This window comes from Desulfobacula sp. (genome assembly GCF_014237455.1).
In the GTDB taxonomy this organism is placed as follows: Bacteria; Desulfobacterota; Desulfobacteria; order Desulfobacterales; family Desulfobacteraceae; genus Desulfobacula.
In genome coordinates this window covers 1-13,342 of the sequence record NZ_JABZFL010000094.1, presented here as the reverse complement: position 1 = coordinate 13,342, position 13,342 = coordinate 1, and the positions used below count along the sequence as shown (strand labels likewise).

General features: G+C 41.0%; 12 protein-coding genes and 1 tRNA gene. 8 read left to right on the top strand and 5 right to left on the bottom strand.

The window, feature by feature from the left end:
• Positions 1-24 precede the first annotated feature (24 nt).
• Positions 25-894, bottom strand: a complete 870-nt coding sequence (locus tag HGJ91_RS13555) for a radical SAM protein (RefSeq protein WP_291348348.1) — start codon at positions 892-894, stop codon at positions 25-27.
• 229 nt (positions 895-1,123) lie between these two features.
• On the opposite strand from HGJ91_RS13555, the gene HGJ91_RS13550 reads away from it, so the two are divergent.
• The 8 genes from HGJ91_RS13550 (at position 1,124) to HGJ91_RS13515 (ending at position 9,431) form a co-directional block, all read left to right on the top strand.
• Positions 1,124-2,029 carry a DMT family transporter gene (locus HGJ91_RS13550; protein WP_291348347.1) on the top strand — a complete coding sequence of 302 codons (906 nt, stop codon included), beginning with the start codon at positions 1,124-1,126 and terminating at the stop codon, positions 2,027-2,029.
• Between the two features lie 112 nt (positions 2,030-2,141).
• Complete coding sequence (htpG, locus tag HGJ91_RS13545; protein WP_291348346.1) at positions 2,142-4,064, top strand: molecular chaperone HtpG; 1,923 nt, start codon at positions 2,142-2,144, stop codon at positions 4,062-4,064.
• Positions 4,061-5,389, top strand: a complete 1,329-nt coding sequence (gene rimO / locus HGJ91_RS13540; protein WP_291348345.1) for a 30S ribosomal protein S12 methylthiotransferase RimO — start codon at positions 4,061-4,063, stop codon at positions 5,387-5,389. The genes htpG and rimO overlap by 4 nt, the downstream gene beginning before the upstream one ends.
• Positions 5,386-6,369 (top strand): polyprenyl synthetase family protein, encoded by a 984-nt coding sequence (locus HGJ91_RS13535; RefSeq protein WP_291348344.1) that lies wholly within the window; start codon positions 5,386-5,388, stop codon positions 6,367-6,369. Before rimO ends, HGJ91_RS13535 begins: the two co-directional genes overlap by 4 nt.
• Before the next feature lie 5 nt (positions 6,370-6,374).
• Positions 6,375-7,637 carry a hypothetical protein gene (locus HGJ91_RS13530; RefSeq protein WP_291348343.1) on the top strand — a complete coding sequence of 421 codons (1,263 nt, stop codon included), beginning with the start codon at positions 6,375-6,377 and terminating at the stop codon, positions 7,635-7,637.
• 67 nt (positions 7,638-7,704) lie between these two features.
• Positions 7,705-7,780 (top strand) — tRNA-Val (locus HGJ91_RS13525).
• A gap of 227 nt (positions 7,781-8,007) precedes the next feature.
• Positions 8,008-8,343, top strand: coding sequence for a killer suppression protein (locus tag HGJ91_RS13520; protein ID WP_291348342.1), 336 nt, complete (start codon positions 8,008-8,010; stop codon positions 8,341-8,343).
• Between the two features lie 8 nt (positions 8,344-8,351).
• Positions 8,352-9,431: an ImmA/IrrE family metallo-endopeptidase gene (locus HGJ91_RS13515; protein WP_291348341.1), complete on the top strand. Its 1,080-nt coding sequence runs from the start codon at positions 8,352-8,354 to the stop codon at positions 9,429-9,431.
• Between the two features lie 293 nt (positions 9,432-9,724).
• On the opposite strand, the gene HGJ91_RS13510 is transcribed toward HGJ91_RS13515, so the two are convergent.
• The 4 genes from HGJ91_RS13510 to HGJ91_RS13495 form a co-directional block, all read right to left on the bottom strand.
• A complete protein-coding gene (locus HGJ91_RS13510) occupies positions 9,725-11,071 on the bottom strand; it encodes a TRAP transporter large permease subunit (protein WP_291348340.1) in 1,347 nt (448 codons plus the stop codon).
• Between the two features lies 1 nt (position 11,072).
• Positions 11,073-11,603 carry a TRAP transporter small permease subunit gene (locus HGJ91_RS13505; RefSeq protein WP_291348339.1) on the bottom strand — a complete coding sequence of 177 codons (531 nt, stop codon included), beginning with the start codon at positions 11,601-11,603 and terminating at the stop codon, positions 11,073-11,075.
• Between the two features lie 146 nt (positions 11,604-11,749).
• On the bottom strand, positions 11,750-12,832 hold the full coding sequence (locus tag HGJ91_RS13500) for a TRAP transporter substrate-binding protein (protein ID WP_291348338.1): 1,083 nt from the start codon (positions 12,830-12,832) through the stop codon (positions 11,750-11,752).
• A 268-nt stretch (positions 12,833-13,100) separates the two neighbouring features.
• Positions 13,101-13,342, bottom strand: a 242-nt coding sequence (locus HGJ91_RS13495; protein WP_291348337.1) for a hypothetical protein, incomplete at its 5' end; no start/stop codon positions are given.

The window sequence follows — 13,342 nt, the reverse complement described above, 5'->3', positions numbered from 1 at the left end:
TTCTCCTGTGTCATTCAATTTATGTTACAAGGCTCTCATGAATTCCGGCTTAAGCTCCACCTTTCCTTTGAGCGCCTGTGATATCAGTTCAAGTGTTTTTTCTTTTTCCTGGGGCAGTTTTGCCCTGATGGGAAGATAGTTGGATGCATGGTTTGCATGGAAAAGCCCGTCTGAAAGATGGGTTGAGGCGATCATCAACCCCAGTTCTTCAAGCATTTCTTCCGGGTTGATGAGTTCAAAATCCCCCTTTTCATGCTGATCGTTGAGTTCGGTACCCGGTACCAGCATCAGGGTTAACGCCCCCACAAAATCCGGGTCAATGGCAGATAGAACCCTTCCGGTTTCCCTGGCATGGATTTTAGATCTTTCCCGTCCTCCAAGACCGAGAAGAACAGTGATAGACAGCTGAATGCCGGCTTGTTTAACCCGTTTTCCCATTTTGATCATTTTTGCGGAATCGGCCCCTTTTTTAATCTCCTTTAAGATCTGATCATCTCCTGATTCAAGACCCATATAGGCGATTTTAACTCCCAGGTCATGCAGCTCTTTTAATTGCTCGTCGGTTTTCATGCCAATACTTTTGGTGTTGGCATACAGGCCAACCCTTTCCACCCAGGGAATCCGATCCTTTATCTGTTTAAGAATATTGACCAGTCTTTTCTGGGGAATGATCATGGCGTCTCCATCACAGATAAACACCCGGTTCTGCCTTTTACAGTGTTTTCTGGCAAATTCTATATCTTTAAAGATCACGTCATCTTTTTTTATATTAAAGCGTTTTTCCCTGAATGTGCCACAGAATGTACATTTATTATGGGAACAGCCTAAAGTGACCTGTAATAAAATACTATCGGCCTCACTTGGCGGCCTTATCATCATACCTTCATAATGCATATTATTATTCCTTAAAAATTAAAGCCAATTAATAGCAGGTATTGTCAAAAAATTCAATGTGTTGATTTGGTTCAAATCCTCTTTGGTTAAACATTTTAATAAATATGACCCGGGAGGTTTTTAAACCGCAAGATTCGGGTGGCTAAATCTATTAATTTAGTCTATTAATTTGGTTTGTCTTATTGTAAAAACTATAAACCGCTTTTGGTTTTAAAAAGGAAAATTAGGAATGCAAAACATGAATCAGGTTATGGGGGCCCGGCTATGGTTCCTGATTGTCATTCTTTCAATTATCTGGGGGGCATCTTTTTTCTTTGTAGAGATTGCTGTAGAAAGGATGACACCTTTGACCATTGTGTTATGCCGGGTGGGATTTGCCGCCTTTCTCCTGTTGGGATTTGTTCGCCTTACGGGACGTGAAATGCCAAAGAATCTTGGCATCTGGGGAGCATTTCTGGCCATTGGTATGCTGAACAATGTGATCCCCTTCAGTCTTATCACATGGGGACAAAAATATATTGATTCAAGCCTGGCAGCTATTTTAAATGCAACGACACCTGTTTTCAGTGTGATTCTTGCCCACTTTTTAACAAAAGACGAACCGCTGACAACAAACAGGCTGGCAGGCGTCTTATTCGGATGGATGGGTGTAGCAGTTCTGATTGGCATAGAAGCCTTAAGCGGTGTTGGAATGAAGATCGCAGGTCAGGCCGCTGTGCTGGGTGCAGCTCTGCTCTATGCTATTGCAGCTATTTTTGGTCGCAGGTTCAAGGAGTTTGACCCTGTGGTTGTGTCAGCAGGAATGCTGACAGGCTCTACCATTATGATGATTCCTTTGGCATTTATCATCGAACGGCCATTTACCCTTGACCCCGCACTTGTGACATGGGCTGCTCTTTTCGGGCTTTCCGCCGTTTCAACAGCTTTGGCCTATATTATTTATTTTCATGTACTGTCCAAGGCAGGAGCCACCAATATTTTGCTGGTCACCTTTTTAATTCCCGTGAGTGCTATATTCCTGGGAATGATGGTGCTGGGAGAAACACCTGGATGGAATGTTTTTGCCGGCATGGCATTAATTTTTATGGGATTGATCTTTATTGACGGCCGGCTGTTAAAAAGATTTAAAAAATAATAAGGTTACAAAACCATTTATTGCCGCTTGAAATTCCCCTGGCATACCTTGACATTTTGATTTTTGCTACAATTATTATTAATAATTAAAAAAACAAAAAACAGGAGTAAACATGGGAACAAAAAAAACACGTAAGTTTAAAACCGAGGTGCAGCAGCTCTTGCACCTGATCATCAATTCTCTGTATTCCAACAGGGAAATATTTGTACGGGAGCTGATTTCAAATGCTTCTGATGCCATAGACAAGGCAAGATTCAAAGAACAGACAGGTCCGGACTTGTTTGTCGATGATAATGATTATCATATTCGTCTTACTCTTGATTCTGAGAATAAGACTTTCGAGATTTCCGATAATGGGATTGGAATGACCTTTGATGAGGTCAATGATAATATCGGGACCATTGCCCAGTCAGGCACGGCTGCATTTATGAAAGCCGTGGAAAATTCCAAAAAAGAAAACACATTGTCACCTGAACTGATCGGCCAGTTTGGTGTTGGATTTTACTCGGCATTTATTGTTGCCGACAAGGTCAGGCTCGATACAAAGGCACCGGGTGAAGAATCGGGTGTCAGATGGGAATCGGATGGTAAAGGATCTTATACGGTTCAGGAGATCGAGAAAGAAACACGCGGCACAACAATTACACTTAATTTAAAAGACCCGGAAGACGGTGACCAGGATTTTACAGAAGAATACACCATCCAGCATATTGTAAAAAAACATTCTGATTTTGTGACCTATCCTGTCATCATGAATGTTGAAAAAAGTGAGCCCATTCCTGAAAATGAGCTCATTAAAGATTCAGAAGGCAAACCCATTGGTGATACCTTCAAAAAAGTTAAAACAGATGAAACCCTGAATTCCAGAAAAGCCATCTGGTCAAAAGCCAAAGATGATGTGACCGATGAAGAGCATGAAGAGTTCTACAAACATATCAGTCATAACTGGGACAAACCCCTGGAAACTATTCATAAAAAGTTTGAGGGAGTAACCGAATACGATGTCTTGATGTATCTGCCTTCCAAAGCGCCTATGGATCTGTTCAGACCGGAAAGAAAGCATGGGATGCAGCTGTATTGCAAGCGGGTATTTATCATGGATGACTGCAAGGAACTTCTGCCGGAATATTTTGGATTTGTTCAGGGTGTTGTGGATGCGCCTGATTTAAACCTTAATGTAAGCCGTGAGATTCTCCAGGAAGACCGCCTGGTTCGAAATATCAGGAAAAATCTTGTTAAACAGATTTTTTCCGTGCTGGAAGGCATGGAAAAAGAAAAGTATGAAGAATTCTTTAATGAGTTTGGTCAGGCCTTGAAAGCCGGTATCCCAACGGATTTTGAAAATAAGGAAAAACTGGCATCCCTTTTAAGATATAAGACCACCAAGTCAGACGGTAAATATGTCACCCTGGATGAATATATTGAAAACATGAAAGAAGATCAGAAAGAGATTTATTATCTGACGGGTGAAAGTCTGACATCCTTAATGAACTCTCCTTTGCTTGAGTCCTTGAAAGAAAAGGATTATGAAGTCATTTTAATGGTAGACCCCATTGATGAATGGGTCACCCAGTCCCTGCCCGAGTACAAGGAAAAGAAATTTAAGAGCGCAGAAAAAGGGGATCTTGATCTGGATAAAGTGGATGATGAAAAGAAAAATGAATATTCAGCCCTTTTGTCCTTCCTTAAAGGGAAACTTGAAGAAAAGGTCAAGGATGTGGTGGTATCCAACAGGCTTAAAGATTCAGTCTCCTGTCTGTCCGGCGATGACTATGGCATGAGTGCTTACATGGAAAAAATCATGAAAGCCTCGGGCCAGAAAACACCGGATCAGAAACGGGTGATGGAAGTCAATTTGAACCATCCTGTCATGGGTAAAATGAAAGAAATATTTGAGACCGATACCACCAGCCCGGTTTTAAAAGAGTATAGTGATCTTCTGTTTGATATTGCTGTCATCAGTGAAGGCGGCAAGCTGGATAATCCCTCAAGATTTTCCAAACAACTGGGAGACCTCATGACCAAAGCAATATGATCATTTTCCTTGAAACCCTTGGATGCTCAAGGAACCAGGTTGACAGTGAAATCATGCTGGGAAAGCTTGTGGCAAAAGGTCACAGCATAACGAAAGACCCTTCCCGGGCCCGGGTGATTATCGTTAATACCTGCGGATTTATATCAACAGCCTCGGAAGAGGCTGTTGATGTTCTTTTGGAAATGGCAAGATTTAAGGAAACAGGAAAATGTGAAAAGCTTATCGCCACCGGATGCCTTTCCCAGCGGTATAAGGATGATGAGAATCTTGTTGCCATCCTGCCTGAAGTGGATGCATTTTTAGGTACTGCCGCTATTGATCAGATTGTGGAAGCTGTTGAGAATAGCGACATCAAACCCTTAATCCTTTTTCCTGATCCCAGCAAAAGACCGTTCCAGGACCTTTCCGTGCAAAGAGAGCTGATCACAGATTTTTATGCCTATATCAAGGTGTCGGAAGGGTGTAACCGAAAGTGTACCTATTGTATTATCCCTCAGCTTCGCGGCATCCAGCGGTCAAGACCAGAGGATGATATTTGCAAGGAAGCCAAAGGTCTTGTTTCCCGGGATGTCAAAGAGATTATCCTGACGGCTGAAAACACCACCGATTATGGTCAGGATTTTCAGGATAAAACAGGGTTTGAACATGTTCTTACATCCCTGGCAGTCACCCTATACGAGGAGCATGTCTGGATACGGTTTTTATATACCCATCCCAACTCATTGACAGAACCGATCATTCAGGCGGTAAAAAATAATAAAAACATCTGTTCTTACTATGATGTCCCCATCCAGCACGCCTCTTCAAACATATTGAAAAAAATGGGACGTCCCTATACTTGTAAAGATCTTTATGCGCTTTTTAAAACCATCAGGAAGATTGATCCCGAGGCGGCTTTAAGAACCACTGTTATTGTGGGATTCCCGGGTGAGTCTGAAGAGGATTTCAACATACTGATGAAGTTTATTGAGGATATCGGGTTTGATCACCTGGGCGTATTTGTCTATTCAGATTCCAATGATCTTAAATCCCATCTTCTAAAAGGGCATGTCCCTTACGAGATTGCAGAACAAAGGCATGACATGATCATGGCAGCCCAGGCAAAAATTTCAAAAAAAGTGAATGAAAAATATGTAGACAAAATTTTTAAAGTCCTTGTTGAAGAAAATCCGGAACCCGGTGTGTACCTTGGCAGAACCATGTTCCAGGCTCCGGAGGTGGACGGGATGATATTTATTTATGCCAATGGGCTTGAAATAGGCACCATGGTTAATGTAAGAATTACAGATGCGTTTGAATATGATATTGCCGGAGAGATTGTATGACAAAAGGGTTAAAACAAAGAATCCTTGAAAAGGTGGCACCTGATCTTAAAAAGGTTGAAATCGCACTTGAACACCATTTAAAGCCCAATGTAGAACTGGTCAGGCAGATTGCATCCCACCTTCTTTTCAGCGGCGGGAAGCGTCTGAGGCCGCTTTTAATGATTCACAGTGCAAGGCTTTGCGGTTACAATAGGGGATTTGAAATAAAATTTTCCATTATTTTTGAATATCTTCATGCCGCCACCCTTTTACATGATGATGTCGTGGATGAGGCAGACATCAGGCGGGGTAAAAAAGCCGCTCACACGAAATGGTCTGCGTCCAAAGTTGTACTGACAGGAGATTTTCTTTTGGCCCGGGCCCTTGATATTGCTGCGAAAACGAAAGAACCGGATATCATCTCAGTCATTGCAAAAATTACCCGTGACATGTCCCAGGGGGAAATTGACCAATTGACGAAAAAAGGAAAACTTGATCTTTCTGAACGAGAATACCTTGAAGTCATTGAAAGGAAAACAGCCGTTTTGATCCAGGGGGCCTGCCAGAGCGGGGCCATCCTTGCAAAGGCAGAAAAAGAAAAAAAAGCTGCGCTGAATCAATACGGGTTTCATTTAGGGATGGCCTTTCAGATGGTTGATGATCTTCTGGACTATACGGCAAGTGCCAAAGATTTAGGAAAGAATCCAGGCGCAGATATGCGGGAGGGAAAATTGACCCTGCCACTGATCCACAGCCTTGCCAACGCATCTTCAGAGGATAAGGCGTGGATGCAGGATGCCATATCGGCAGCAGAGTTCAATCCGGAGCAGTTTGAAAAACTAAAAGAAAAACTGACTGCGTATAAGGGAATCGAATATACCCGGAAAAGAGCCCAGGAACATGTACAAAAAGCAAAGGCATGCCTGGATGGTTTTGAAGACTGCCAATCTAAACAGCTTTTGTGTCTGATCGCAGATTATTCCATTGAAAGAAAGGTATAAGAAGGATGTTTAAGAAAACGCCAGCTATCAGCTTCATTGTTTTATTCGTCGGTATCATATTCATATCCGGGCAATCATTTGCAGCCAAAGGGTCTGACGTTTTAACCGGTGTGACTACAGGCAAAAGAAGGATTGTCAATCATAATATCCAGCAGGCCAAGCAGAAGGCAGTATCAGACGCACTGAATCTTGCGGTTCAGAATGCCTTTGCCGAACTTGTTTCAAGACAGGTTTTTGCCTCTAATCTTAACTTTTTTTACAATCAGATACTTTCCCATACATCGGATTATATTATTACGTATCGTGTTCTTGGTGGAATTGAAAATAAAGGCCATTATCTTGTGGGTGTGGAATCCAAAGTGGATATCAAACTGCTTGAAAAGACACTGACAGATGCCAGAATACTCAATGCCAACCATGATAAACCCGTGATCCTGTTTTTTATTGCAGAAAAAACTCCATCAGATCTTCTGCCCAAATACTGGTGGGGAAACAATCCAGTCCCTTACCAGTCTCTCGCAGAGGAAATCATCATCAATAAAATGCTTCAGGATCGTTTTATTGTTACAGGAAATGACGTGGATCGCCCTGATCCGTCTTTTTATAATATTACGTTTGATTCTATCTATGATATTGCTGCTGCCAAGGATCTTGGCAGAGAAATGAAAGCCGACATGATTGTGTTTGGGAAAGCAAGCTCGTCAGAAGCCATCAACCGTATGGGTGAAGAAAAAACCTTTAATGCGAACATCAACCTTGAAGGATACAATCTTGAAACCGGAGAAAAAGTCATTACATCACAGGTAGAGGCTACGGTAAAAAACGAGATGGACAAGCAGGGAAATATAAATGCAATTGTTAAGGCCGCCAACCTGTCAGTCAAGGATCTGAGTGAAAAAATTGATGCGTACTGGGCGCAGAATTTGAGAACAGAGCATGCCTTTGATGTCATAATAGAAGGGGAGAATTTTCTGCCCAGGTTTATCGCATTAAAGCAAATATTTAAACAAATGCCCGGGATTGAGAACCTGCAGCCCAAAGAAATGGGGACAAACTATACGGTTATGCAAGTTTTTTATAAAGGGAAACCGTCTCAGTTTGCTGATGCCGTCATGCTGAAAACCTTTGATTCTTTTGGGTTGGAGATTTCAGATGTAATAGATGACATCGTCTTCATCAAGTTTATTGAAAAAGAACAACCCTCCCTGTTTGATGAGTCTCAAAGCACGACAAATCCAGAGGAGGAAAATCAGGACACAACAGAATAAGCAGCAGAAATTTGCGTTAGTTTTTCTTGACATAAACCAAGGCTTTTGGTAAAAAAACAAACGATTCAGGCGCGTAACTCAGTTGGTAGAGTGCTACCTCGACACGGTAGAAGTCAGCGGTTCAAGTCCGCTCGTGCCTACCATAAAAATAAAAGGATTTAACTTGAATGAGAGTTAAATCCTTTTTCGGTTGCACGGCATGGCGGGCAAAAGCCAGGAGTTGACAGATAAGCTTCTGTTTCGTATACAATTACTGCAATTCATAAAATTTGGATTATAAAGGGCAGTATCTTGAATCAAATAAGCCCAACTCACATTTTTTAAAAAGGTTAACATAAAATGTTAATATTTTTCTTGACAGGGATGCTCAGTGGATATATCATTTAAGTCAAAGAAATTACAAAAAATATGCTCGACACGTAAATCTGCATTAAAAGAATTAGGACAAACCAAGGGGAATAAGCTTATGCAAAGAATGTCAGAGCTAAACGCAGCAATAGCTTTAAGTGATATTTCCCACCTACCACCAGCCCGGTTGCATGAACTCACAGGAAATAGGAAGGGACAATTTTCTGTAGACCTTGAATATCCATACCGTTTATTGTTCATACCGAATAATAAACCAATCCCTATGAAAAAAGATGGGGGATTGGATAAAGCAAATATCAACAAAATAAAAATTACAGAAATTGAAGATACACATTAAGGGGAAAAATGGTTGAAACAAAAGAAAAATACGGTTTCGAGCCTGATTATGCCATACCACCTGGGGAAACATTAAAAGAAACCATTGAGTCAATTGGGATGACCCAAAAAGAACTCTCAATAAGAACAGGATTGACCGTACAATCAATAAATCGAATTTATAAGGGTGAGCAACCCATTATTTATGAAACCGCAAATAAACTTGAACTTGTTACAGGTGTTCCTGCAAGATTCTGGAATAACCTTGAGGCTAAATATCGAGAGCAACTCGAAAAATCAAAGGAACTTGATGAATTAAATAACAATCTTGATTGGTTAAAAATAATACCGATTGGTGAACTAAAAAAAAGAGGCGTAGTTGCTAAAACATCAAAACAAAGCGAACAAGTAAGAGATGCTCTCAAATTTTTTGGTGTAAGCAATGTCTCTGCCTGGAAAGAGATATGGACCGAACCCAAGGTTGCTGCACGTAGGTCCGCTTGTTTCGAGTCAATGCCAGGACATGCCGCCACTTGGATTAGACAAGGAGAACTTATTGCTCAAAAAATTCCATGCGCCCCATATGACAAGAACTGTTTCAAAGAAGCCATAGCAGAGATACGAAAACTGACAGTGGAAGACCCCAAAAAGTTTGGTCCAAAAATGACAGAATTATGTGCCCAGGCTGGTGTTGCTCTTTCTTTGGTGCCTGAAATGAAAAAGGTACCATGGAGTGGTGCAACAAAATGGTTACGCGCGAACAAAGCAATGATCATAATCAATTTAAGAGGAAAAAGTGAAGATAAATTCTGGTTCTCTTTTTTTCATGAAGCCGGGCATGTGTTAAACGATAACAAGAAAAAATTATATATTAATGATGAAAGCGATGACCCTGTAGAAGTAAGAGCGAACGATTTTGCGGCAAGTGTTTTGTTTCCAGGGGACAGTAGAGAAATAATACCTAGTTTAACAACAAAATTAAAAATCAAATTGTTCGCCCAAAAAATAGGACTTAGTCCCGGAATAGTTGCCGGGCAATTTCAGTTCTTGACGGAAAAATGGACATGGTACCATGGTTTGATCCGAAAATTTGTATGGAACAACGAATGATGAAGGAGCAAATTGTGACCATGTTAAAAAAAAACAGTAAGAATTAACAAAAACCAACAAAAAAAATAATTACTCAAAAAGCCCATTAATAAAGTCTTTCAAGTAATAAATACGAAGTGTTAATATAATAAAAACAGGCTCTTATCAGATTGACACGGTAGAAGTCAGCGGTTCAAGTCCACTCGTGCCTACCATAAAAACAAAAGGATTTAACTTGAATGAGAGTTAAATCCTTTTTTGTTTGCACGGCATGGCGGGCAAATCCAGCTATTGACAAACTATTCAATAAACTATTATAAAATCGGGCTGATTCCAAATATTCCGGGCCATATGGTTAGTAAAATCAGAATTAATCCTTGAATAAGAATAAAAGGGATAACGCCTCTATAGATATGCATTGTAGCGACACTAGGAGGTGCGACACCTTTCAAGTAAAAAAGACTGAATCCAAAGGGCGGCGTTAAAAATGAGGTCTGCAGGTTCATTGCAATCAGGATGGCATACCATACGGGATTTATTCCAATGGCCTCAGAAATTGGCACTAAAATGGGTACAATAATGTAAGAGATTTCTATAAAATCGATAAAGAAGCCTAAAACCATAATGGCTGCCATTGAAAGGATAATAAATCCCCACTTCTCACCGGGAAGCCCCAGCATAAATTCCTCAACAATCAAATCACCGCCGGTATATGTAAAAACCATAGAAAATGCGGTGGCTCCAATTAAAATACCAAATACCATGGCGGTAATTTTTGTGGTTTCCAAGGCGCTTTCATGAATCAGTTTGAATGAGAACTGGTGGTATAAAACAGCTAAAATAATGGCACCGATACCGCCGACCGCAGCAGATTCTGTCGGGGTTGCTATCCCTGAAAAAATCGAACCTAAAACCAATATAATTAAAATTAACGGCGGTAGAATCGTTTTTATGGCAGTGATAACCTGAACTGTTTTGGTGCCGTGAGACGCCAGCAGAATAATCGGGGGAGCGGCTTCCTTCTTGAAATATGAATAAATAACGATATATATAATATAGGCACCAACAAGACTGAGCCCGGGCCAGACGGCTGCGACAAAAAGGTCTCCAACCGGCACCTGGAAAACATCTCCTAAAATGATAAGCACAATGGATGGCGGGATGATCTGTCCCAGGGTTCCGGCGGCGCAGATGGTTCCTGTTGACAGCTCTTTATTGTATTTATATTTGAGCATTACCGGCAGAGAGATGACACCCATGGCAACAACACTTGCGCCGACAACACCGGTGGAAGCGGCAAGAAGGGAGCCTACAAGTATGGTGCTGATGGCAAGCCCCCCCCTTATTTCTCCAAACAAAAATCCCATGGATTCCAATAATCTCTCGGCAAGTTTTGTTTTCTGCAAGACGATTCCCATAAAAATAAACAATGGAATGGCCATCAGAATCGTATTGTTCATAATAGACCAGATACGATGGGGCATAAAAGCAAACATGTTTTTTCCCACCACTAATCCTTCCACTAAAGAACCATCAAGCCCGATTTCAACAATACCTGCAATAAATCCAAAAACAACGAAAACCGCTCCAAATGTAAAGGCCACAGGAAAACCAAACAGCAGCATGAACAGAGCGACAAAAAACATTATAATCCCAACCATCTTATGCTCCTTTTTCTTTGTGACTTTTTACATGTACGCTTTGATAGAGGTTGATGTTTTTTACGATAATACCGATGGTTGAGAAGACTAATAAGAAAAAGGAAAAAGGAAGCAGGGCCTTAATCAGCCATCTATGGGTCAAGCCACCCGGATCGCCGCTGATTTCACCCGTGTGAAAAGCTTCCAGGACAAAATCAATGGAACCAAAAGCAATTAAAAGGGAAAAAGGGATTAAAAAGATAACAGATCCTGCGATATTAATAAGCGCTTGTTTTTTTACACTCAACTGGTCATAAATAATATCAACCCTCACATGTCCGTTTTTAAATAAGGCATATGAAATGCCGATTAAAAATACCAGCGAAAACAGGTGCCATTCCATCTCCTGCATGGCAATAGAACCGGTTTTAAACAGATACCGCATAATGACATCATAAAATACATTCAATAGCATGGCTATCATAATAACAGCTGTTAAATGCCCCATGGCATCTGCAAAACGGTCAAAAAAAGTTTCTATTTTTACCAACATTGACACCTCTTGTTTTGTATGGCTTTTTTTATTTATTCACAAAAAAAGAACTGACCTTATATGTGAATACGGTTTTAATTTAAAGGTAACCTTTACAGGCTTTCCCGGCAAAAAGCTGTGCTGAGGAAAGCCTGTAGCAAATATGGTTAGATATTATCTCTCAAATATGAATAATCAGAGATTTTTGTCCACTCCCTTGCCTGTTTCGAATATCCCTGTTGTGAGTCCAGAATTTCTTTTAACATCGGATTTGTCTGGGTTTTTTCTGCAAGCAATTTCTTATTTTCAGCTTTCATCGCATCCATAACTTCTTTTGGAAACGTCCTGACTTTAATATTCGGAAAATCTTTTTCAATTTGAGACCAGGCAACCGAACTCATGTGGTAATTCTGGATATACATGTCATATGCAGCAAGTTTCATGGCAACTGTAAGAATTTTTTTATTCTTATCTGAAAGCGTGTTAAACTTTTTCTGATTGACTAAAAATTGAAGTTCGGTTGCCGGCTCATGCCAACCTGTATAGTAGTAAGGTGCAATTTTATGAAACCCCATTTTTATATCCATACCGGGCCCGACCCACTCTAATGCATCAATGGTTCCACGCTCCAAAGCCATATAGAGTTCGCCAACGGCAATATTCGTGACGGTCAAGCCAAGATTTGCCAGAACTTCACCTGCAAATCCCGGGATTCTCATTTTAAGGCCTTTAAGATCTTCCAGGCTGTTAATCTCTTTTGCAAACCAGCCGCCCATCTGTGCCCCTGTATTGCCGCCGGGGAAAGAGAGAACATTATGTTTGGCATACGCTTTCTGCATTAACGCCATACCCCCGCCATGATAGAACCATGAGTATTGTTCAGGCGCCGTCATGCCGAAGGGCATGGTTGTTAATGGCAGGAGGGCAAGATCCTTGCCTTTCCAGTAGTATGAAGCCGAGTGCCCCATATCGTACTGCCCGAGTTTGACCATGTCCAGGACGCCAAATGGGGATTTATGTTTGTTGGAAGAATCGATCCGGATAGTAAAGTTGCCGTCACTCATGGTTTCAACCATTTTTGCCATGTTTGCAACACCATCGGTAAATGGCGACAGATTGGTGCCCCATGTCATGGCCAGCTTCCACTTGACCTTTTTCTCGGCAGCATTTGCCAAGTCTGCAGATACAAGAAAAGCAGCCACTGCCAGGATAATTCCCAGGGTACTCAAAGCCTTTTTTGAAAACTTCATTTTACATCTCCTTTAAAACGTTAACGGGTTGATATATTATTGCTTTTCCCGGGGAGGTCACATATGGAGCGCCCTGAAAAAGCAAGAAAAGCCTTTGTTAACCCCGACTATCGTTCATGAAAATTTGCCGGAACCGACCATCAAACTATTTATTAGATTTTTATCAGGGACGCTTTTAAAGAGACAAGAATATTGGACTGGAGTGTGTTTTTATATGCCTGAAATGGTTTTTTTCAGGATTGAAATGAAGAGGATCAAAAAAAAATGATCAGGGCTCACACAAAATATCAGGTATTTTAAATGTAATAAAAGTGCCTTTACCCGGACTGCTTTTGATGGTTAACCGATACTGTGGGCCATAAATCTGTTCCAGTCGCAGATTTGTATTGACTAAACCCCAGCGTTGCAAAAAAGATAAAATGAAGTTCTTAGTTTTTAAGCCGCTTTTTGCAACGAGTCCATAAAATGTAGTAAATCTTTTTTCACAGCCTGGTTTGAACTCATTGTGAG